The sequence below is a fragment of the Cupriavidus sp. KK10 genome, assembly GCF_018223725.1.
In the GTDB taxonomy this organism is placed as follows: domain Bacteria; phylum Pseudomonadota; class Gammaproteobacteria; order Burkholderiales; family Burkholderiaceae; genus Cupriavidus; species Cupriavidus necator.
Map to the genome: position 1 here is coordinate 1,041,185 of NZ_CP073678.1, position 19,940 is coordinate 1,061,124.

Consider the following 19,940-nt stretch of genomic DNA (forward strand, 5'->3'; position numbering starts at 1 on the left):
GAATTCGCGAGTTCCCAAGTCAGCTTCCGAAGTACAGCGGTCACTCGTCATATGCGATAACTAGCGAGTTCCATCGGCCTCAGCGGCCTGTTACCCTGTCCATCCTGGACGTCTGCCCAGGGCCATACCGGCCATTTCTCTGTTACCGGGACCGAATCTGCGCTTTTTGTCTGTGGCAACGCGGAATCTTGACCTTCATGGGATATTCGCGATTTCGGAAAGCGACCATGCGAGCCGGTCGAACGATAATGCAATCAGGACGCGGCTTATTATTTCCTGCTGCATGCCGCGGATTGCGATTGCCGGTAGCGCCCCGGACTTTGTCCAACGATCCGTTTGAACGCGGAAGATGGCGCCCCGCCGGTCGAGTTGAGGGCGGGCGATTTCTATCTGTTGACTCAAGGGCGGGCGTATTTCACCGGAAGCGACCCTTCACTTACTCCTGTCGATGGCCGTGAAGTGCTTGCCACGAGCCTTTGCGCAGACGGGATCGTGCGTTATGGCCGCAGCGGGGAGAAGGTCAGTGCAGCCGGAGGCCGCTTCGTCTTCGACGCCGATACCAGCGAACTCTTCCTGAAGTCCTTGCCGCCGCTTATCCATATTCCGGCTGCTTCTGGAACGGCTCCGGCGCTGCGGGCCGTGCTCGATCTGCTGCGACTTGAAACGGAGACGCCCCGCCCGGGCGCGTCGGTTGCCGCAGCGAGCCTCGCGAACATGGTACTTGTGCAAGTCCTGCGCGAATATTTGGCGTCGGGAGCGCATACGCCGGGTTGGCTTGGCGCGCTGGCCGATCCAAAGATCGGGACCGCCCTTGCCCAGCTCTTCGCATCGCGCCGAACATGGCGGTCTACGCCGCGACCAAGAGTGCGGTGCGCGCGATCTCGGAGGGGCTAAGGCAAGAGGCGGGAGACAAACTGCGTGTAACGGTCATTTTACCCGGCTTCACGCGGACGAACTTTGCAGAATCGGTGACCAACTCGGAAGCCAAGGCGCAAATCTCCGCCTCGATGGATAAATTCGCCATGCCGCCGGACGCCATTGCCCGGGCGATGGCGTTTGCAATCGAGCAACCGGCCGATGTTGACGTGGGCGAGATTATCGGAAATGTCAGCTACCAGTCAGAAGCGATAATGCCGGCTGCGGCGGCAGCAATCTATCCCTGCGCCGTGGGGCGGACGTTTCCGGCCGTTCGCAGGCCGCCGACGCCCGTCGCATCGGCCACGAACGACCCGAGCAACTTGTTGCTGAACGGAGCCGACACCTGAATGTCAGGTCCACGACACTAGCGGACGGCTCTTCATGGCCGAGAGCTGCCTGTGGTCCTTCGGGGTCCCGTGAGCCTGGATGGGGTAGGGCGGTGCCGGTCGTCGGGCGCAGGCCCCGGGCTGTCGTGATATTCCCCACCTTATTGCAATGGCGATATCAGCAAGCATGTGCGGGCGAACCGCGACGTCTTCGCGGAATTCGGGGTAGGGCGTCTGGGCTAGGCTAAACACGAAAACAGTGAAAACCGATCTTGCCGAGCAGTTCAACCTCGCCCTCGCCGAGCGCATAGGCGACCGTGATCGATTCCTTGTGAACGTCGAGCCCTACATAAAGCGTGCTATCGTGGTCCATGCTGGCCTCCGTGCCGGAGATCGCCGGGTGCGGCCCTGTCCGCACCGTGCGGCTCTGGCAGCAATGCTAACCCGCGTTTGATTCCTCGCGGCAGGCCAGCCTCTGCCTCACGGAAGTCATACTGTCTATGGAAGGGCTGGACAGGTAAGCCCCCTGGAGTAAAACGAGGATTCGCAGTCTCGTTTCTCCAAAGGAGCACGTAAATGAACACGCCTGACACAGCCCTTCAAAGGCAGAATACGACGATCACCGGCTGGCTGTACATGGCCTTCGAACTGGGCGGGAAGGGATGGAAGCTGTCGCTAGGCGACGGCGTGCGTGGCCCGAGCCGACATACGCTGGCGGCTGGTGACAATGATGGGGTCTTGCGAGTGATCGCCAAGGCCAAAGCACGCTGCGGCCTGGCGCCGCAAGCCCCGGTGCGCAGTTGCTATGAAGCCGGCCGCGATGGCTTTTGGCTGCACCGATGGCTCATCGAGCAAGGTATCCAAAACCTGGTGGTCGACTCGTCCAGTATTGAAGTCGACCGCCGCGCGCGACGCGCCAAGACCGATCGGCTCGACGGCGACAAGCTGCTCTCGATGTCGATGCGTTACCACGCCGGCGAGCGGCGCGTGTGGGCAGTCGCGCGGGTGCCAACACCAGAGCAGGAAGATGAGCGGCGTTTGCACCGAGAGCTCCGGCGACTCAGGCTCGAACGCACGGCTCACAGCAACCGGATTCGCTCGCTCTTGGTATTGCACAACCTGCGGGTCGCCCACATTGGGGACCGATCCTGGAAGCGCTCGTGGAACGATTATGGCTCGCAACCCCGTCCCGGCGTGCGTGCCGAGATCGAGCGTGAAGTCACGCGACTGGCGCTGGTGGTAATGCAGATCAAGACGATCGAAACCCAGCAGCGCGAGGCGCTGCAAGCCGGCACGCAACCAGCCATCGCACTGCTCGCGCGGCTCAGCGGGATCGGCGCGGGCAGTGCTTGGCTCTTGATCAAGGAACTGTTTGGCTGGCGGCGCTTTCACAACCGGCGCGAAGTCGCAGGTTGCCTGGGACTGGCACCGACGCCCTACAGCAGTGGCGAAAGTCAGGTCGAGCAAGGCATCAGCAAGGCGGGCAACAAACGATCCCGCTGGCTGATGATCGAACTGGCCTGGAGCTGGCTACGCTACCAGCCAACGAGTCAGCTCACGCAATGGTTCAATGAGCGCTTCGCGCCAGGTAGCAGGCGCATGCGGCGCGTCGGCATTGTCGCACTTGCCCGCCGATTGGCAATTGCCCTGTGGCGCTATCTCGAGTACGGCGAGATTCCCCCCGGGGCAAGCCTCAAACCAGTAGTGACGTGTTCAAACCAGTAGTGACGTGATGCCGATCTAAGCGTGGAGAGCGACGCGGTAACGATAGCAGGTCAGCGTGCCCGTAACAGAGCCGGGCTACCTCCGCGGGTAGCCGTTCTTCTAGATGGGCCGCGCAGGTAACAGGGGAAGTCCCAGCGCTTTGCGCATGTGGTATGTGGTGCCCGGCCCTGCGCCGGCACGGATAGAAGATAGTCCGGGCCAATAGCCCGAAATTGAGTACCCCGACCTCGATTTCGCGCCGCGTCAGTCCGCGAACGAAGTAACTCGCTTGCAAGGAGAAAATATCGCGCCAGACATACTTATGCTGAAATCCAATACTGAAGGGGGTTGACACCCTCGCCCTCATAGAAGGCTGTGTTCACAATTGCACCAATGATCCAAAGGCACAGGCAAGCAACGCGAAGACGAGATAGCTGTCGGCCGGGCTGGGCCGAGGCCAAGGTGTTGATCAGAAGTAAGGCCGCGATCGTCAATGGAAGGTTGGCCACAGCAATGCCGCTCCGCATTTCGGCCTTCCTTAGGGTAAAGACGACTCCGCGGAAAATGCCGGATGTGCGGCCGCCGGGAGGCGGCGTTCAGTCGTACATGTGATAGCCGCTTACGACCTTCAGGCGATAGCCCTCCTTGGTAAATTTATCGAACTCTTCTTGATATCCGTCAGCGAGCATTTGATGCCGCGCCAGCCACGGTGGCCCATCGACCTTCTCCCAGATCGCAGCGAAACGCGGCTCGTTGGTCGATCGCCAACCACTCACCGTGACGACGCGATAGCCTTGCTGCCCAAGCCGGTTGAACTCCTGTTGATACTGCGCGGAGGTCATTCCATGTCGTGCGACCCAAGGAACGGAGCTGCGCTTCTCCCATATCGCTGCGTAGCGGTCCTGGCCGTTCACGTTGTAGCCGCTGACCACGACTGGCCGATATCCATCCCTCGTAAGCCGGTCGAATTCCCTCTGGTAAGAGGCGGAATCCAGGTTATGCCGAGCGACCCACGGTGACGCTGGAGCTTTTTCGAAGATGGCGTTGTAACGGTCCGCGTTTCCGACGGCGAACCCATCCACAAAGACGGGATGGTATCCAGACTGCGTTAGGCGATCGAATTCGCGCTGGTAGGCGTCGCCGGTAATACCATGAAAAGCAGCGAACTCGGGGCCGGCGCGCTTTTCAAAGATGGCGGCATAGGTAGGCTGACCCCCAACGCTATAGCCGCTGACATCGACCGGCCTATATCCTTGGCGAACCAGTTCATCAAACGTCTGCTGGTACTGCTGACTAGTGAGCCCGTGGCGAGCCTGCCAGGCAGGACCGGGCGACTTTTCCCAGATGGTGGCGTACTCCGTCAACTTGGGGTTGGATGTGAGCGCCTGTCGCGAGCTGCCGACCGACGCTCGGCAGCAGAACTTCTTCTGCCCAGTGACACATGCGGCGCCGCTTGTTGATCCTGCCGGCGGCGCCGCGGCGACTTCACCGGGTCCGCATTCGCCATCGCAAAACGGGGCGGTGCCATCCCATCGACATTGACTGCCAGCCGACGCCTTACAGCAGAGGGCTTTGGAGCCGAAAACGCATGCTGCGCCGAAGTTGGTGTTCTGGGCTATGGGAAACGCTTGCTTCCAGTGCTCGGGCAAATCGGATACGCGAGCCATTTCCGTTTCGCCGCTGCCGCAAGAGCCGCTACACCATGGGGCCGTGCCATCCCACCGACAAGTTTGTGCAAGGCCGATGCCAGGAAGCAGCGAGAGTGACAGGGTCACGAGAATACGGTTCATGAGGCGCATATGAACCTCTCTGCGTCAAACTTATAGGACCGAAAGCCGGGAAATCGTGCCTTGCGCCCCGACGTCGCCACTGCGTGTACTCCACGCAAACTGAAATATATTCAAACCGATTCGCAAGGCAAGTAGGCGGGACTAACTTGAGATCTTCTTAGCTTTTATAACGAAGCGCCGTTGTTTCTCTTTTGGAACGAAAAGGTGCGAAAGTGATGAGGATCGTTGGCATCGGTAAGAAAGCTCGCGTGTTCGTTCGAGATATGCAGAATAGAGTCCTCGCCAGAAACCTAGCCGCAATGGAGTACGCGGCGTCGCTTCCACGTTTATCTCTCCCGGAGTTGTAGGCGCCCGGGTAGATTTGACTCAGCACGCCCGGTCCTTGAGGAAGGTAAGCGGAGGACGAGGCTTAGCGCCGATCGTTGTGAATCATAAACTCGATGTGCGAACGTACTGGCCAGGCAAGCTCTGATCTCACCAGATCGATGACCTTAGTCTCGCCCGGATCGGTGTTGTTAGCAAGAGCGGGTTCGACACGGCACCGAAGGAGCGCGCGCAGGCAGAAGCAGGTGAGGGGGATGCGCCGGACGAGCCCGCCGGCGAAGTGACAGCCAACGCGCTGGCCGCGTGACGTAGCAGCATGGCCCCGGCGCGTTGCGCCGGAGCATCCGCTCAAACCGGGCGCGGCAGATCTGCCGCGCCCGGCCTCAACGTCCACAAAAAAAATCGCCACGTCGCCGCCTTCAGCCAGGCGAAAGACCATGCAACTCGCATCCCGCTTCGCTTCCCGCTCCCCGGTGCTGGGCTCGGAACTCCCCTTGTCGGATGACCAGATCCGGGCGGTGGCGCGTCCATCTTCGCGGAAGCCCCGCACGAAAGCCGCTCGGAACGGTACAGCTACATCCCGACCGCAACGGTCTTGCAGGAACTGCGCGGTGAAGGGTTCCAGCCCTTCATGGTTTTCCAGACCCGTGTGCGACAAGAAAGCCGCCGCCACTACACCAAGCACAATGATCCGGCTGCGCCATGCCAGCCAGATCAACGGCAGCGAGGCCAACGAAATCATCCTCTTGAACTCGCACGACGGCATGAGCAGCTACCAGATGCTCGCCGGCATGTTCCGCTTCGTGTGCCAGAACGGCCTTGTCTGCGGCGACGCCATCGCGGACGTGCGTGTACCAACGGTTGACTCTCTGAGGATTCGAAGCCGGCAACCGCCGGCGGTTTTGCAGCGCTAACCTGCGTTCATGTCACCGAGTTTCTTGGCGGACGCCTGAAGGCCTTCCAAGATGCTGTCCGAGACATGAGCAGGGAAATTTGGTGGCAGTCGATTGGCCACGTTCGAAACGGCCGTTGGGACCTTGGCAATCAACTCCTCCATGATTGGTTCCGCAGTTGAGTCTGCATAGCACTTAGGTGCCATGGCATTGAAATGGCGGCGCCGAATATCCTTCAACAGATAGTGGCGGTTCTTGCCTGCAACTGCCATGGCGAGCTTAGCCTTGTGGTACGAGACGTGGTTGGGCCCATCCCCGATAATCGGCCAAGCGGACAGTATGTCATAGAGCGGTGTGAGGTTGTAACGTCCCCCTGACAACATATGGATGCTGAAGTTCTTGGCGTGGCCGTCTGTAGCAGCCAGCATCCAGAACAGGACTTGTGTTGCCAAGAATGTTTTCAGATCCCGCTCTGGAGCTTGTGACTGCCGGAGGACTGCCGCAATGTCGACCATTGCAGGTCCGCCTTCTGCTTCGTACTTCAGATGGGGAGGCACGCCGAGGACCTGGCAGAAATCCTCTTGCGGCAAACGCATTATCCATTTGCCGCTGTGATGAAGTTGTCGGTCGAATCGCGTGACGACGAGCACCTTCTGCTTGCCCAAGGTCAATATCTCACAGTCGGCCACCGGCAGTCCGAACTCCTTGAAGAGCTGCATGCAAAGCCATTCGTTCTCTACCGAGGTCGACAAGTCAGCTTTCCGGTTGCCAACCAAGCCGAGCGGTAGCTTCAAGATATGTGTAGTCGGCGTTGCCCCATGCGGAAGCAGCCATTTCCCTTCGTGACGGAGCAGGGCGGTCTTTTCTTGGGCGCCTGCAATGGAGATGCGGAAATCTTCATCTTCCATTATTGTTCCAGGCCCCGTTGTGGTAACCGTGTTCTCGAGGAGCGTCTCAATGTCGGTGTCAGATAGCGGGGTGCCTTCAATACTGTTGACGTTCTGGGGGGCTTCGTCTTCCTTGAGAAGCTGGACGGCGCCAACGCAGTCTCGTCCTATTGCTTCCAACAGGTCGAAGGGGTCGGTGGAAGCGGTCTGATATTTGGTAGCGAGCCGCCGGCGGATGTTGTCGTTATCCGGCAGAAGGTTGTCGAAGTAGTTGCGGACCCGCTCGCCCTTCAAAGGAGAGGTGTCGATGCCGAACGGCAGTGAAAGGGACAAGGGGCGTCCTGCGGCAGAAGCCATCCAGTCTTTGTCATACTGGAGCTCCATAGGGCTATGCGGCGGGATGCGCCAGGTGCCAACACGTTGGCCATTGGCCCAGACTGACAACGCCCGAGTGTGTGACTTTCTTCCCATTGATTACCACTCCGTTTCTTGCGATGGAGAGGCGTGGTTCTTCGACTGGAGAACGAGCTCTAAGTCATAAAGGCTGACCAAGGCCAGTAACTGTTCCGAAGAGATGGCTTTGGGCTCAATCTCCAAGGCAGACAGCCGGCTTTGGCTTAGTCCCAGCCTGGTGGCGGCTTGGCCCTGCGTGAGCCGTTTGGCTCGGCGAGCTGACCGCAATATTTCGCCTAGCTGAGATGGCGTTGAGAGCACTTGCTTCATTTTTGATACCTGCATTGCGCGTAAATCAATTTTACCTGCTTTGCTTGTAAAAGAAAATTACTTGCTATGCAGGTAGGCACGACTTACCACCATAACGAGTAAAGCTGAAATAACTGTAAAGCAAGTAAATGTGTGTAGCAGGTACTTCAAGCCCGCGGTCTTTGAAGTGTGCGCTGGAGTACATCTGGCAAAAAAAGCTTCCTACGGCTTTTCGAATGAACTGTCAGGGTCGCAAGCGTTGTGCCCCGCTGCAGGGGGCGGTGCCGCGGGGCTACGCCTCGGCTTGCTGCAACAGGTTGTGCGAAAGCCTTCTGTCCTCGACGCTAGCGATTCGTCGCCCACAACGTCATGAAGGGCGGTTCACGGATACGCCGCTCGGCCTCTATGGAGCATCCACGCCATGCCTCGAAGGAGTCGCCGCGGGCTACGGCAGGGGCGTTCTCGCTTGTCGTTGAGGGACGGGTCCTTGCCCGCGTCAGGGCGTAAGCCGATGCAGGCAGTCATGCGAGGATGCCGAGTCGGCCACGGCTCCTTTCGGAGAGGGTCGGCCCATGCGTCCTTTGGCTGTTGTGCATCCTGGCAGGGGCGCGGCTGCGCCTCGGTCTTTATGGCCGCAACCTTCCAGCCCAAACAATTTCCCCGCCGCTGCGCGGCTTCCTCGCGCAGCAAATTGTTCGCGCCTGCAGGTCCTCCACTGCGTCTCGGCCGCAAGCGGTGCAGCCAGCCCGGCCCCCGCGGATCGGATCACAACAAGGACGCGATGGGCGCGACCTTGGGTAACCCGAAAGGAGAATGCATCATGGCCAACATCGGCATCTTCACCGCTCAGAACGACGGCTTCATCGGCACGGTTCGCACCCTGACGCTCAACGTCAAGGTCCGGTTCATCCCCAACGACAAGGCGAGCGAGAACGCCCCCGACTTCCGCGTCCAGGCGGCCGGCGGCTATGACCTCGGCGCGGCGTGGAAGAAAGTCCGCCAGTCCGAGCGGCCCTACCTGTCCGTGACCCTCGATGATCCTTCGTTTCCGGCGACGATCTACGCCCGGCTGATCGAGGAAGATGATGGTACGCACAACCTGATCTGGTCGCGCAGCAAGCCGACGGCCTGACGGATGCCCAAACGCCCCGCCCATTGCGGCGGGGCAGCAGTTGCTGCTAGCCGCAGCATCGCGCGCACGCCTACGGCGCGTCGCGCTCTTTCAAGATTGCCTCCAGCTTCTGGCGCATTGGCGCCAGAAGCTGGTCGCCCTTCCGGTTGATTGAGCTGCTTACGGCTTCTGTTGGAATCCGTATTTGCGGATCCCAACAGATCAGGGTGACCGCATCCGTGCCTTGGCCTGGCTACTGAAATTCCGCTTCCGTGCCTGTGGCTGCACGATTCCGAGGGTTTTTGGAACCGTGCTTGTGTACTGGGAGCGCACCAGATTCGTCGGGTCACACGGCAGGCGCGGCTCAAAGTATTCCTGGCCGCCGCTGAAGAACTGGTAATAGACGTCCTGCGCCCACCGCTCGCACACCGACTCATCGCTCTCGTTGTACGCATGCTTGAGGTACAGCAGTACGACCATCAGGCGGATCGGCAAACGCCGGCGTCCGGCCGCACTGATCTCCGCGAAACGTACTGAGGCGCCTGTCTGTCTCGCATCAACCTGCGAATATCCTCAATGGCTGCGTGTGCCACTACCGACGACCGCTGCCTCGCTTGCGCCGGCTGGGCTACGGCAGGGGCCTGTCCGCCCGACACTTTGTCCAACTCGATAAGCCAGGCGCGCGCCCGGTCATGCGCCAAAGAGCTTCGGCGGCCGTTAGCGTCGGTGATCACGATGGACGCTGAATCGACTTCATAGGTCGATCCGTCGGGTGCTGAAACCCGTTCGCCTCGGTACATCTCTACGAGTTCGGCAACCTGCTGCCGCTCTTGCATGGCCCGAGCCTCGGCAGCGCGCTCACCGTCATCACGGAGCTTCCGCGTCCGGACTACATGTCCATAGTCAACAGGCTTTTCGAGGAGCGACTTGAGGTACGCGAACAGTTCTCGCCCCCGGAGCGGCCTGAGCGCATTGCCAGCCGCCGAGACGACGTCTGACAATCGGTGGCCCGCCGTTCGCGCGAGCCTCATTAGTAGGAACAGCGCGGACATCTTTAGCGATTGGTCGCGTACCAGGGGCGCAAGGTCCATCGGCACCGCGCGACCGTCAATCCGCAAAGAGGATCCCGACCCGGGATGTTTCTTCGTAGAAGACTGCATGGTCTTGTTTACGCCACTCACCGATGCGAGACAAGCAGAGGTCCGCGATTCATCGGAACGCGCCGGAACGTGGACAGTGGATTGAAGCTGCGGACTGGCGATCCCAATGCATCGGAGCAACTTTGCGGAGAACCCGATCCGCCCAACGACCTCGAGCTGCGCCCTGGTGCGCCGCTGCCGTTCACGCTCAATAAGCCCGGCATCTTCAAGCGCGCCAAGCGCTCGATAGACAGTGGCCTCACTGATCCCGAGGTGTTGCGCAATCGTTGCCTTCTTGATGAAGGCGAGCGCAGAGGGATCTTTCTGGTTCAAAGCGAAGCGGACGAGCGTGGCCAGTACCTGACGATTCGTGATGTGCAAAGTCCGAAGTCCATCGGACTCGTAGACCAGCGCGATTGCCCTAAGAATCCGCTCAGGCAGCCGGCCGGCATCGAGCCTGGCTGCCTTGGGTTGCCGGCCGTCGGTAGCGACAGGGTTAGGAGCATGCGACGTACCGCCGCACATTGTTGATCTTCGGGCAATAGGAAGCCCGTCGAAGCCACATTTCATCTTCGATCAGCGCAAACTTGGAAAGGAAGCATTGACAGCGAAGGCGCGAGCTTCGTACACTCGATCTGTCTTGTAGGTCGAGTCAAAGGGGTTTCGAAGCTTGTGACCTCTTTTGCCTATGCAGATGAAAAACCTGGAGCTGCAACTCCAGGTTTTTTTTCGCCTATGGAGACGCCTACAGGCTCATCCATTCCTCCTTGGAAATCCGCGTGGCCACGTCGCACTTATGCCGCGGCGGACAGGCAGAGGATTGTTGATTAGCGGATGCACGGTCATTGGCAGCTTTCTCTCTCGGGATTTCTGCGCGCAAGTCGGACGTCATCCCTTCTTGCACGTGTTCCCGTTTGCAGGCAGCGACCACCGGGTCACAGTGCCATCTCTCTTGGCGCATCATGTGGCGATTGCCACATCAATACCTGCCTCCAACACAAATCGAGAGGTCGGATTCTTCTTCGCCATCGATAGACGCAGATCCTCCCGCGCTCTGGTCACCGCCACATAGAACAGCCGCCGCTCTTCCGATTCGGTGCTTTTTTCATCGGGCACAACGGTCTCCTCAGCACGAATGATCCATACCCGATCCCACTCAAGCCCCTTGGAGCTGTGCATGGTTGTAAGGATCAGCGCGTCCGGCGCCGGCTCATTGTTATCGCGGCGCAGGAACTCCAGCCGTTCGGAGAATGGACCGTTGAGTCGGGATAGCACGTCATAGGCCGTGGTAATGGCACGACGGGCAGGATCCGCGGCGGTATGCTGCATCATCCACTCACGCGCGCCCTCGAGCACCAGGGAGTAGAACTGCCTGTCGCAGAGGGATCGCCACTCCACAAGCCGCTTCATGAGTTCCCGATAGCGATCGCTGGACGCTTCCGAGAGGCCCAGTTCCAGAAGCTCCTTTCTCTGGCGTTGTTCTGTATTCGCACGACCCTTGCTGTGCAGTAGCCGGAGTTCTTGAGTTCCAATCCCGACAAAGGGCAGCAGCGCATCAACACCGGTACTTTTCGTCTTCTGGACCAGCTCCAGAAGATTGCACATCAGGGCAGCCTCCGGCCGGCTCAGGATCGACTTGCCGGACGCCCGATAATATTTGACGCCATGCGAACGGCATACGGCCTCGACCGGGTCAAGGATGCGGTTCGTTCGCGCCAGGATTGCCGCCGACTGGCCATTCCTTAGCGCCACCGCCAGGTGCTCCATGGCGGCCACTGCCTCGGCATACTCGTCAGGGAAGCGCTGGAACCGAACCTGCCCACCGGGGCCCTTGTGCGCAACCAGCTCCTTCGGAATCCTGTCACGGTTGTTCCGGATGATCCTGTCGGCCGCGCCAAGGATCTCTGCGTGGCAGCGGTAGTTGTTGCCGAGCACCACCGGCTGCGCATCGAACTGGCGAATGAACGACTCCATTCCGCGGAAGCCCAATGCCGAGCGGAAGCCATAGATGCTCTGGTCGTCGTCGCCAACGACGGTCACGATCGAGCCGGCCCGAGCATGCAACGCAATCCACTGGTACTGCAGGGGGTCGGTGTCCTGAAACTCGTCGACCAGTAGGTACGTGAACGGATAGGGCTCGATGGTGCCGTTCTGCATGCCTTCCACCGCGAGTCGCAGCATGTCCTGGAAATCAATCTTGCCATTTCGTTCCAGTGAATCCTGGTAACCGCGGTAAAGGAGTTCTTCCGCGCTGCCGCTTTGTACCTGGCCGAAGTTGGTCTTGATCGCTTCGATTGCTGCAATGGCGTCCTCCACCTTCCAGTCCATCCCGACGTCGGAGAGGACCTGGATGAGCAGGCCGGTACGATCGCCCTCGGTTGCGATGTCTGGCGCACCACCGCCGCGCCGTCCAAGCTGCTTATAGGCGAGAGAGTGGAATGTACCGGCAAGCAGCCGCTTCTTCGTCGCCGGTCCGGCAAGCGCCAGGATGCGCTCTCGAAGCTCGAGCGCTGCGTCTTTGCTGAACGTCACGGCGCCCACGGTAGCTTTGGGGTCCGCCAGAAGCATCGCAGCCTTGGTGGCAATGGTCTTAGTCTTACCTGCACCGGGACAGGCCACGGCGACGCAATGTCGCCGAAGCTCCACGACCTCTCGTTGCGCGGGATTCAGCTCAGCCAGCATGCGTGTCCAGCTCTGAAGGTTGAACGATGATTTCGATGTGGTCTTCGGCGCCTCGCCAGTGCATGCCATCGTCGTCACGGATGACCAGGTCGCCGGTGCGCTCGTTATGTGCGATCACACGGCCTTCACCGTACGAGTCCAGGTCGGTCTGAAACTCGACCCAAGCGCCTCTTATGTTCATATCCCGTCAATCGGTTGATGTTGCAGGGGAGTGGCCGGCCAGAAGCTGACCGGCCAACCAGTTCAGACGGCTCGAACGGTGGTCATGAGCTTCAGGTGAGTCATATAGCTGCGCAGGCCGAGCGGGTGGAACTTGCGCAGGAAGCTCGTGACCTCGTCGTTGATATCGCTCTGATCGCGGATGCCATTCCAGACCATGAAGTCGAACTGATCCATGGTGCGATCGAACTTGGCCAGGACGCCCAGCACGCGCATGGAGAAGCGCGAGTAGGCCTCGACCGTCAGGTTCAGAGAGGGGAGTGTGACTGTCGGCTCAAACACGATGTCGTTCCTGGCCCGCATCTCCGATTCGCGCTGGTCACGGTATGCTTCCGCCACGCGCAACTGCTCATCGACGTAGTCCTCCATGCGGGTCAGTTCGCGCTCGAAGTAGGTTTCGACGGTGGATAGCTCGCCCTTGCCGAAGGTGGCACCGCCGAAGCGCTGCAGGTTGATGCTCATGCGGTTCATGAACGGCCACCATTGCTCGAACAGCGGGCGCAGGCGGGTGTGGTTGAGCTTGATGGCGACTGGCACGACTGCGGCGCCTGCCAGTTGGCGGGTGAGAATCTGCGCGCCGATCTCGCGACGGCGGCGGATGATCGCGGCGCGATCCTCTGGCTTCAGCTCGCGGAAGCGCTTGCGGGTGTTGGCGACCTCCGCCTTCTTTTCTTCCGCCTCGTCGGCCGAGATCAGGCCTTCCTTGCGCAGCGACTCGGCCGCCGTTTCCATGTCAGCCAGTTCACGCTCGATCGAGCCGTCGTCGGCGCCATCGGTGACGCCAGGGTTGGTGCCCCGCGCAGCGTCGGCCGGTCCCTCGATTGCGGTGTTCGGAGCCAGGGCATCCATGGTGGCCGCGAGCGGTGCATCGTCCTGGGTAACAACGGCGGTGTCGGTATTGGTGGTCATGCGGTTTTCTCCTGAATGGACCCCCATAGGTGGGCGATCCGCGTTGAATACTGTGGGTAGTGGTGAATGCGAGGACGGCTACCGATTCACATGGAACGAGGCAGCCAGACGCCAGGCCAGCACGCCCACGCAAGCGGTGGCGACCGTCCAGACGGAGGCGGGCAGCGAGAATGGCAATAGCAGAGCCGACGCGCTCACGCCGAGCGTAATGAGCAGGCCGTGCGCTGCGAGGTGAAAGCCAACGGGACTTGCGACCCCTGCGGCGGCCGCGCGGATGCGCCGCTGCACGGCGCCGTCGTTGAGCATGGCAACTGCAAAGAAGAGCGCACCCCATGCCCAGTTGCCGGCGACCGTGGCGCGGTAGATGCTGCGGTACATCTCCATCCAGAGATGCCGCATCCAGCTTGCGGCAACCCCGGCCGCGCCGCCGTCGCTGATCAAGCTTTGGTTGGCTGAGCCAGAATAGGAGCGGCGGATTGCACCCGAGTCAACGAACCAGGCGCCGAAGCGCGCATTGGCACGGCTGGAAATGTCTTCGGCCCGATCCTCCCCGAACAGGGACTCGACAGAGGCCTGTTCGGCGCCGTCGACTTCGAAATGCCCGTCGTCACGCAGCATGGGCGCGAGCGTCGCCAACAGGACAGGCGTGACAATCAGCCACATACGCAGGTGCGATACGAAACGACTGTTGCTCATGTCAGCGCACCAGGGCGTGCAGGGCCAGGATCGGAATCGCGACGAAGGCGAGCAGCCCGCCCCAGAATTGGGCGGGACGGGTCTGCTCGAGCTTCACCATCGCCATGGCGAACGCGTGTCGGCCTTGGGCGAACTGGCCCGGTACCGAAGCCTCCGCATCGTTCGCGCGCACCCATGCCCGCATGGCAGCGACCTCCGCGGGGGCGAGGCCGGAAAGGTTAGCAATGAGCGAGTTGGCCACAGACATCGTATTCCTCGAAATAGCGGCGGAAGGCCGGTCCCTTGAGGACGCGGGCGGCGAGTTGGAAGGCCGCGCTACGCGGCGTGATGGGCTCGGGGCAGGGCTCGTCAACCATGCGGCACACATACCCCGGCGCCTGCCGGCCTTCGAACAGCGGGATCGGTTCCAGAAAGGGTGCCCAGACGGTGTACTTCTCGCCCTTGAAGGCGGCATAGCGCTTGGCGTACAGCTCGTGCGCCCGGCCAAAGAGGCCCCGCATGAAGGCGACGTTGCCATAGCCGTCCTTGCGTTCGGCCTTGTAGCCAGCGAGGGCGTCCATCAGCATCTCCTTTACCAGTGGGTCGTCGCGCACGATGAAGTTCAGGCCGATAAAGTCCACGAGGCGGGTGCAGACGTCATCCAGCTCCGGGAAGCAGATGAAGACGGGCGACAGTTTGGCCGAGAGCTTGTGCTCTTTGACGATCTGGCGAAACAGACTGGTCATGTGCGAACTTATCCTTCGATGATGGGGATGCGGCCCTGGTAGACAGCGCCACCGGAAACCCGCAGGAAATATTGCAAATTGGGGAGCTGGGTAATCAGGCGCACCGGGATCAGGGGCACTTTCTCCAGCTGCCGGGAACGGGACACCGACCCGCTGAATTCGCCCACGTGGGCCTCACTGCCGGTGCTGGTGGTGCTCGACTGGACGATGTTGGTGATGCCGGTTTCGCCCACCTTGTCGGAGAACCACTGCGCCGTGTCGGTGTCTTCCAATCGTAAGATGATCTGGTTGTTGAGGTTCGCCAAAACCTGCAGCATTTTTGCTGCGTTACCGAGTTTGGCCTCTAAATCGGAACGGCTTTGGAAGGCAACAAAGGCCTTGAAGCCCGCCCCGCGCCCCTTATTTAGGATCTGGATCACCTGCTCGTTGATGGCCTCGGCCACCTCGTCGATGATGAGGACGACACCGGGCGGCTTGTCATAGAAGTTGTAGATCGTGCCGGCGACCGATGCGATATCGGACAGGATCATCGAGGCGATGGCCTTGGCGACGATGCTGTTGGACATGGAATCGAGCCCGACGCACAGCACGGCCTTCTGCTTGATGATCTTGTCGATGTCCCAGATCTCGCGGTCATCCTCGAAGTCATCGGCCTTGGGCGCGAGCATCAGGCCGGTCTCGCCGGTGGCCAGCATCTGCAATAGCGGCAGTGCGGAGGCAATGATCCGCATGTAGTGATCACGGTCATGCGTGAACGTCGAGACAAGGCCGTCGATCGATTCGTGACCGCGCCCGACGTTGGCGAAGCGCTGCAGGTAGAGCTGCACCATGCCGTCGAGGAGCGTCGCGCCGCTCTTCTGGCCGAGCTTCTGCATGAAGCCGTTGACTTCGTCCTCCCAGTCCGCCATGCCGGATTCGGGGAAGAAACGCTTGAGGCAGCGCTCCAGCAGGCTGTTGATGCCGGACTGCGCATAGTTCAGGATCGAGCGCAGGTTGGGCTTGTCGCCGACATACAGTTCGCCCTTGACCGCCCGGTCAATGAAGAGGAAGGCGAAGTCGCGGAATGGCCCTTCTTCCATCAGTTGGGCGATGCGGCTCGGAATTTCCGAAGGCTGCGACCAGTTCTCCAGCGGGTTCAGGCGGATCGACTCGGAGGGCGCGGCTTGCTTCCAGTACAGAAATTTGCGCCCCGTACGCTCGCATTCCTTCTTGACCCGATCTTTGAGGTCGCGATCATTCTTGGGGTCAATGATGATCAGCACGTCTTCGGCGTTGTGAATCACCTGCGTCGCGATGATCTCGTAGGTACGGGTTTTGCCCGCGCCGGTGGTACCGCCCACGGCCGTATGGCCGCCCAGCGCCTTGTAGTGCAAGGGCACCGGTGCCTTCTTCGGCTCCATGCCGTGGATCCACGACTGGCCTTGTGGGGTGTGGTCGCGAATGCTCTCGGGAGGCGCAAACCGCGCTTCGACGGCCCGTGCAATCTTCGTCGGCAGCCAGCGCGGCAGGCCGGGGATCTCGGAGGCCGGCATCCGCAGAATGTCGTGCGCGATCTGGCAGTGCTTCTGCGTCCATTCGAAGCCGGTGCCGAGGTACATGGCATCGTCGCTTTCGCGCAGCGTGGCGCTCGCGGTGAGCAACCGGTCGATGCGGATCTTGGCGAGCCACTTGGTCGAGATCGCTATGCGAAAGGCCAGCGCCCGCCATACCTGTGTGCCACGTAGCAGAAGCATGCCAACGCAGAGAGCGGCGAAGTAGCCGGCGTGCGGCATCCCTGAGGTGGCGATCAGCATCAGGGCCAGCGCCCAGCCGGCGGCGGCGCGGGCCTCGAACATCGGGCGAAAGTGATTGATGTACTTGACCATAGGTTCAGGCCGGGGTGTTCGGGCGGGGCAGAATCAGCGTGCCAATACGCTCCGCCAGGATCAGGTCAGTGCCCTGCATGGCGTACAGGAGCGAGAGCTTGCGCAGGTTCTCGATCAGCGTGTCGCTTGCGATGCCATAGTTGCCAAGCATCTTCTTGGGCAGTGCGAGCCCCTTCTCGGCCCACACCACCTTGATCTTGCCGGCGGTTACGTCCTGGGCGAGCGCGCGGAAGAACTCGCTCATCACGCGCGAGCCGCCCAGCAGCGCCATGAATGGATCCGCCGCGTCGCGGCGCCCCCGGCCAATGGCGGCGGCATCGATGGCCGCGGGTGCGGGGGTAGCCGGCGCCAGTGGCGTCGCAGTCTCCGCATGAGTGGCGAGAGCCGTGGCCACAACAGGTTCGGCCGGGGCGACGGGGGCCTGGAAAAGCGCCGCTGCACCTGCGGCCGCGCTGGGTGTCGGTGCAACCGGTTCAGGCACCGGTGCGGCCGGTCTGCGCGTGCCGCTGGCCGCCGGTACGCCTGGGGTCGCCGCCGCGGCAAGCTGTTCGGCCGAGGGCGGCACGATGGTATCCGGGGCGAACACCGCGCGCCGCGCCTTCTGTTCGTAGTCGCGGGCTGCGGCAACCGCCTGACGCACGTTCTTGTGCAGTTGTGCTTCGAAGCCGGTGGGCATTGGGGCAGGATTGATCGCGCCAAACAGCTCCGACAACACCGGGCCGTCCAGCCACGACAGCGATTCGGCGCCAAGGATCGAGCGCGCCAGCAGGGCGCTGCGCATGCGCTCCACTGGCAGCGGCGCCTCCAGCCGGATCACGCGGTAGGCATTACCCGCGAGCCAGGTGTGAAAGGCGCCGTGCGCGGCCGGCAGCCACTGCTCGCCCGTATCCTCCCGCACGAAGTGGAAATGCCGGCAGGGCTCGTCGAGCCACGAACAGCACGCGGCCAGAAACAGCGCATACAGATACTGGGGCTCCAAGCGCCGGCGGCGCTCCGACGGCTGGTCTGCGGCGAATTTCTGGCCGCCAGAGAGGCGCATTGCAAAATAGGCCACCTCGACTGTTGCGCGGAACGCGCCACCCGGCTCAGAGTGCTGGTCCGGCTGTAGCGGCATGGTGGAGAACCAGCTTGCACAGGCGCGCAACACGACTAGCCATTTCGCATCAAAGTCAGCAGGGTTGGCCTCGTTGGCATACTGGCGAATCAGAGCAATGCGCTGCTCGTGGGACGCCAGCAGAGTGGACGCATCTTGCGGAAGGTGCTGATTCATCTTCACTTCCCTCACTTTCCGAACTTCCACGCACCCTTTGCCAGTCCCATTGCTGCGCCGCCAGAGACGCCGCCACCAGTACCGAAGAGCGAGCCGGCAAGCTTTGGAATCTCAAACGAGATCAACAGCACCAGGACGGACAGCGAGGCCGCTTTCCATCCCGCGGCAGCCGTGCTGGTACCAATGTCGGCGACCTTCTGGATGGTTTCGCCTGTTGAGGCCGCGACCAGATTCGCGATGATCGCAGCGGTAACCACATACATGGAGGCTGTGGCCATGAAGTCGAACCACGCCCAGAAGTATTTTCGCGTGTACTCCGAGAATCCAAGAGAGACAGCGATCAGGCCGATCGCAAGCCCAACAGCGGCCTGAAGCTGACCGATCATCACGAAGTATGTGTAAACGATGGACGCGGCGGCGGTCAGGGCAAAGGCGATGAGCAGCCCGAGGCAGGAGAAGATTACGTCGAGCTTGTCATACCAGGCGGCTACCCGAAACGCCTTGAAGAAGGAATCGAGGAACTTGCCGGCGGTGTACGCCAACAGCGAGCCGGTGTCGTAGGTCCCTCCACTCATGCTGCGCGCAAGCTGATCGAACCATTTGAAGATTCCAGTGCCGAAGCTATCGAAGCTGAGGTACATCGCGGCGAAGATGCCAAGAACCGTGAGCGATTCAATGAACTCCACCCACGCGCCAACGGGATTGCGATGCGCTGTGAATCGAAAGCCGGCGATCACCAGGGTGAGGACGGTGAGGGCCCACGCGAACTTACCGGCTTCAGGAGCCGTGGTTCGGCTAATGGCGATCCCGCCGTCGAGGAGCCCATCACGCATTGAAAGCAACTCCCTGACCGTCGAAGACAGAGCCTCTCCCGTTGAACCGGCAGCCGGCGTCAGGGTTGAAGCGATATTCGGAGTCTCGTCGCTCGGTTGTGCCGTCGCTGGCCCAGAAACCAGGGAAAGTGCGGCAAGAATGGCGCACAGCAGAAGCCGCAGGGGCGCGAGGTATGTCATCTCACTTCCCCGACAGGGTGCCGCGGTTGAAGACCTGTTGGCGCAGCTTCTGAAGCTCGTCTGCCTGCTGTCGAGCCAGTTGCTCGGCCGCAGCCGTTTTCTCGGCAGTATCCGCGTTCACCTTCTGGTCTTTCACCGCATCCGCCTGGGTCTTCGCACCGATCAGTTGCAAGAGGTCGGCGTTCTGCCCGGCCATCACGTCCAGCATCTGGTTGGTGAGCTGGGCGGTGGCCTGCGCGGTTTGGTTCATGTTCAGATCCTGCTGCAGATCGCGGCGGCGCTGGGCGAGCTTCTCATTGTTCTTGGTCACGTCCTGACCAAGCCCAAAAAGGCGCTTGGCGGTCTTGTCGCCGGTTTCGAGCAAGGTACGCTGGTCGCGGAACCACTGGTCGGGTGTCTTGCCCGATGACGCCACCAGGCCCTGTACGTTTGAGAGAAAGTCGGCGTTATTGGCGAGGCTACCGTACAGCTCCTGCATCGCCTGCCCGTAGCGCTGGTGCTTCTGAATGTCTTCCTGGATGCCCATAGCCTGCGTGGCCATGGCGACGGAATCCAGCCCCACCGCCTGCTGGAGCTGATTGAGCATCATCTTGTTCTGGTAGACGATGTTCGTGTTCTCGTAGATCTCGGTCTTGAGCGCCTGGGCGGCGGTCATGGTGTTCTTGATGAAGTTGGCCGCATCGAACACCGGCCAGCCGCTGGCATGGGCCAGGGACGAAGCGGTCAATGCTGCCGAAGCCAGCGCGCCTGCGAGGACGTTTTTCATG

The 19,940-nt window shown here is 61.1% G+C and carries 18 protein-coding genes and 4 pseudogenes; 5 read left to right on the forward strand and 17 right to left on the reverse strand.

What is annotated here, in order from left to right:
- Positions 1-393 precede the first annotated feature (393 nt).
- Together KB879_RS40630 and KB879_RS39865 are read left to right on the forward strand one after the other, a co-directional pair.
- Positions 394-894 (forward strand): cupin domain-containing protein, encoded by a 501-nt coding sequence (locus KB879_RS40630; protein ID WP_371827478.1) that lies wholly within the window; start codon positions 394-396, stop codon positions 892-894.
- A pseudogene (locus KB879_RS39865) lies at positions 825-1,100 on the forward strand (SDR family oxidoreductase); the annotation flags it as partial. The gene KB879_RS40630 and the pseudogene KB879_RS39865, both read left to right, overlap by 70 nt.
- Positions 1,101-1,509: 409 nt before the next feature.
- Here KB879_RS39865 and KB879_RS40295 read toward each other — a convergent pair.
- Positions 1,510-1,617: pseudogene (locus tag KB879_RS40295) on the reverse strand (IS110 family transposase); the annotation flags it as partial.
- 203 nt (positions 1,618-1,820) lie between these two features.
- Between KB879_RS40295 and KB879_RS36170 the strand changes: the two are divergent.
- Positions 1,821-2,969: an IS110 family transposase gene (locus KB879_RS36170; protein ID WP_211982650.1), complete on the forward strand. Its 1,149-nt coding sequence runs from the start codon at positions 1,821-1,823 to the stop codon at positions 2,967-2,969.
- A 575-nt stretch (positions 2,970-3,544) separates the two neighbouring features.
- Here KB879_RS36170 and KB879_RS36175 read toward each other — a convergent pair.
- Both KB879_RS36175 and KB879_RS36180 read right to left on the reverse strand, forming a co-directional pair.
- Entirely contained in the window at positions 3,545-4,747 is a 1,203-nt protein-coding gene (locus KB879_RS36175) for a hypothetical protein (protein ID WP_211982652.1), read from the reverse strand.
- A gap of 400 nt (positions 4,748-5,147) precedes the next feature.
- Positions 5,148-5,501, reverse strand: a complete 354-nt coding sequence (locus KB879_RS36180; RefSeq protein ID WP_211982654.1) for a hypothetical protein — start codon at positions 5,499-5,501, stop codon at positions 5,148-5,150.
- On the opposite strand from KB879_RS36180, the pseudogene KB879_RS36185 reads away from it, so the two are divergent.
- A pseudogene (locus tag KB879_RS36185) lies at positions 5,500-5,919 on the forward strand (DUF932 domain-containing protein); the annotation flags it as partial. The gene KB879_RS36180 and the pseudogene KB879_RS36185 sit on opposite strands and share 2 nt — an antisense overlap.
- Before the next feature lie 53 nt (positions 5,920-5,972).
- Here KB879_RS36185 and KB879_RS36190 read toward each other — a convergent pair.
- Positions 5,973-7,313 carry a type II toxin-antitoxin system HipA family toxin gene (locus KB879_RS36190; RefSeq protein WP_211982656.1) on the reverse strand — a complete coding sequence of 447 codons (1,341 nt, stop codon included), beginning with the start codon at positions 7,311-7,313 and terminating at the stop codon, positions 5,973-5,975.
- A gap of 3 nt (positions 7,314-7,316) precedes the next feature.
- On the reverse strand, positions 7,317-7,580 hold the full coding sequence (locus KB879_RS36195; protein WP_371827433.1) for a helix-turn-helix domain-containing protein: 264 nt from the start codon (positions 7,578-7,580) through the stop codon (positions 7,317-7,319).
- Between the two features lie 784 nt (positions 7,581-8,364).
- Here KB879_RS36195 and KB879_RS36200 point away from each other — a divergent pair.
- Positions 8,365-8,676 carry a DUF736 domain-containing protein gene (locus tag KB879_RS36200; protein WP_211982658.1) on the forward strand — a complete coding sequence of 104 codons (312 nt, stop codon included), beginning with the start codon at positions 8,365-8,367 and terminating at the stop codon, positions 8,674-8,676.
- Between the two features lie 306 nt (positions 8,677-8,982).
- Here the strand turns inward: KB879_RS36200 and KB879_RS36205 are convergent.
- The 12 genes and pseudogenes from KB879_RS36205 to KB879_RS36260 all read right to left on the reverse strand — a co-directional run.
- A pseudogene (locus KB879_RS36205) lies at positions 8,983-9,183 on the reverse strand (transposase); the annotation flags it as partial.
- Positions 9,135-10,364, reverse strand: coding sequence for a helix-turn-helix domain-containing protein (locus KB879_RS36210; RefSeq protein ID WP_211982661.1), 1,230 nt, complete (start codon positions 10,362-10,364; stop codon positions 9,135-9,137). The gene KB879_RS36210 and the pseudogene KB879_RS36205, both read right to left, overlap by 49 nt.
- A 390-nt stretch (positions 10,365-10,754) precedes the next feature.
- On the reverse strand, positions 10,755-12,476 hold the full coding sequence (locus KB879_RS36215) for an ATP-dependent helicase (RefSeq protein WP_211982663.1): 1,722 nt from the start codon (positions 12,474-12,476) through the stop codon (positions 10,755-10,757).
- Entirely contained in the window at positions 12,466-12,657 is a 192-nt protein-coding gene (locus KB879_RS36220) for a hypothetical protein (RefSeq protein ID WP_211982665.1), read from the reverse strand. Before KB879_RS36220 ends, KB879_RS36215 begins: the two co-directional genes overlap by 11 nt.
- 62 nt (positions 12,658-12,719) lie before the next feature.
- The gene (locus KB879_RS36225) at positions 12,720-13,604 is read right to left on the reverse strand and encodes an ATPase (protein WP_211982667.1); all 885 of its coding nucleotides are present in this window, start codon (positions 13,602-13,604) and stop codon (positions 12,720-12,722) included.
- A gap of 78 nt (positions 13,605-13,682) precedes the next feature.
- Complete coding sequence (locus KB879_RS36230; RefSeq protein WP_211982669.1) at positions 13,683-14,300, reverse strand: DUF4400 domain-containing protein; 618 nt, start codon at positions 14,298-14,300, stop codon at positions 13,683-13,685.
- Between the two features lies 1 nt (position 14,301).
- On the reverse strand, positions 14,302-14,547 hold the full coding sequence (locus KB879_RS36235) for a hypothetical protein (RefSeq protein WP_249221384.1): 246 nt from the start codon (positions 14,545-14,547) through the stop codon (positions 14,302-14,304).
- Complete coding sequence (locus KB879_RS36240) at positions 14,519-15,025, reverse strand: hypothetical protein (protein WP_211982671.1); 507 nt, start codon at positions 15,023-15,025, stop codon at positions 14,519-14,521. Before KB879_RS36240 ends, KB879_RS36235 begins: the two co-directional genes overlap by 29 nt.
- A gap of 8 nt (positions 15,026-15,033) precedes the next feature.
- Positions 15,034-16,890 carry a conjugative transfer system coupling protein TraD gene (gene traD, locus KB879_RS36245; RefSeq protein WP_211982673.1) on the reverse strand — a complete coding sequence of 619 codons (1,857 nt, stop codon included), beginning with the start codon at positions 16,888-16,890 and terminating at the stop codon, positions 15,034-15,036.
- 4 nt (positions 16,891-16,894) lie between these two features.
- Positions 16,895-18,160, reverse strand: coding sequence for a TraI domain-containing protein (locus tag KB879_RS36250; RefSeq protein ID WP_211982674.1), 1,266 nt, complete (start codon positions 18,158-18,160; stop codon positions 16,895-16,897).
- An 11-nt stretch (positions 18,161-18,171) separates the two neighbouring features.
- The gene (locus KB879_RS36255; protein WP_211982675.1) at positions 18,172-19,173 is read right to left on the reverse strand and encodes a type IV secretion system protein; all 1,002 of its coding nucleotides are present in this window, start codon (positions 19,171-19,173) and stop codon (positions 18,172-18,174) included.
- A 1-nt stretch (position 19,174) separates the two neighbouring features.
- Positions 19,175-19,939 (reverse strand): conjugal transfer protein TrbJ, encoded by a 765-nt coding sequence (locus KB879_RS36260; protein ID WP_211982676.1) that lies wholly within the window; start codon positions 19,937-19,939, stop codon positions 19,175-19,177.
- Position 19,940 lies beyond the last annotated feature (1 nt).

What these genes read in the sequence shown, in the direction of transcription:
- KB879_RS36220 (WP_211982665.1), bottom strand. Translation starts at nt 12,657, where the DNA reads ATGAACATAAGAGGCGCTTGGGTCGAGTTTCAGACCGACCTGGACTCG.
- KB879_RS36180 (WP_211982654.1), bottom strand. Translation starts at nt 5,501, where the DNA reads ATGGTCTTTCGCCTGGCTGAAGGCGGCGACGTGGCGATTTTTTTTGTG.
- KB879_RS36235 (WP_249221384.1), bottom strand. Translation starts at nt 14,547, where the DNA reads ATGTCTGTGGCCAACTCGCTCATTGCTAACCTTTCCGGCCTCGCCCCC.
- KB879_RS36195 (WP_371827433.1), bottom strand. Translation starts at nt 7,580, where the DNA reads ATGCAGGTATCAAAAATGAAGCAAGTGCTCTCAACGCCATCTCAGCTA.
- KB879_RS36225 (WP_211982667.1), bottom strand. Translation starts at nt 13,604, where the DNA reads ATGACCACCAATACCGACACCGCCGTTGTTACCCAGGACGATGCACCG.
- KB879_RS36190 (WP_211982656.1), bottom strand. Translation starts at nt 7,313, where the DNA reads ATGGGAAGAAAGTCACACACTCGGGCGTTGTCAGTCTGGGCCAATGGC.
- KB879_RS36175 (WP_211982652.1), bottom strand. Translation starts at nt 4,747, where the DNA reads ATGCGCCTCATGAACCGTATTCTCGTGACCCTGTCACTCTCGCTGCTT.
- traD (WP_211982673.1), bottom strand. Translation starts at nt 16,890, where the DNA reads ATGGTCAAGTACATCAATCACTTTCGCCCGATGTTCGAGGCCCGCGCC.
- KB879_RS36200 (WP_211982658.1), top strand. Translation starts at nt 8,365, where the DNA reads ATGGCCAACATCGGCATCTTCACCGCTCAGAACGACGGCTTCATCGGC.
- KB879_RS36260 (WP_211982676.1), bottom strand. Translation starts at nt 19,939, where the DNA reads ATGAAAAACGTCCTCGCAGGCGCGCTGGCTTCGGCAGCATTGACCGCT.
- KB879_RS36250 (WP_211982674.1), bottom strand. Translation starts at nt 18,160, where the DNA reads ATGAATCAGCACCTTCCGCAAGATGCGTCCACTCTGCTGGCGTCCCAC.
- KB879_RS36170 (WP_211982650.1), top strand. Translation starts at nt 1,821, where the DNA reads ATGAACACGCCTGACACAGCCCTTCAAAGGCAGAATACGACGATCACC.
- KB879_RS36230 (WP_211982669.1), bottom strand. Translation starts at nt 14,300, where the DNA reads ATGAGCAACAGTCGTTTCGTATCGCACCTGCGTATGTGGCTGATTGTC.
- KB879_RS36255 (WP_211982675.1), bottom strand. Translation starts at nt 19,173, where the DNA reads ATGACATACCTCGCGCCCCTGCGGCTTCTGCTGTGCGCCATTCTTGCC.
- KB879_RS36240 (WP_211982671.1), bottom strand. Translation starts at nt 15,025, where the DNA reads ATGACCAGTCTGTTTCGCCAGATCGTCAAAGAGCACAAGCTCTCGGCC.
- KB879_RS36215 (WP_211982663.1), bottom strand. Translation starts at nt 12,476, where the DNA reads ATGCTGGCTGAGCTGAATCCCGCGCAACGAGAGGTCGTGGAGCTTCGG.
- KB879_RS36210 (WP_211982661.1), bottom strand. Translation starts at nt 10,364, where the DNA reads ATGAAATGTGGCTTCGACGGGCTTCCTATTGCCCGAAGATCAACAATG.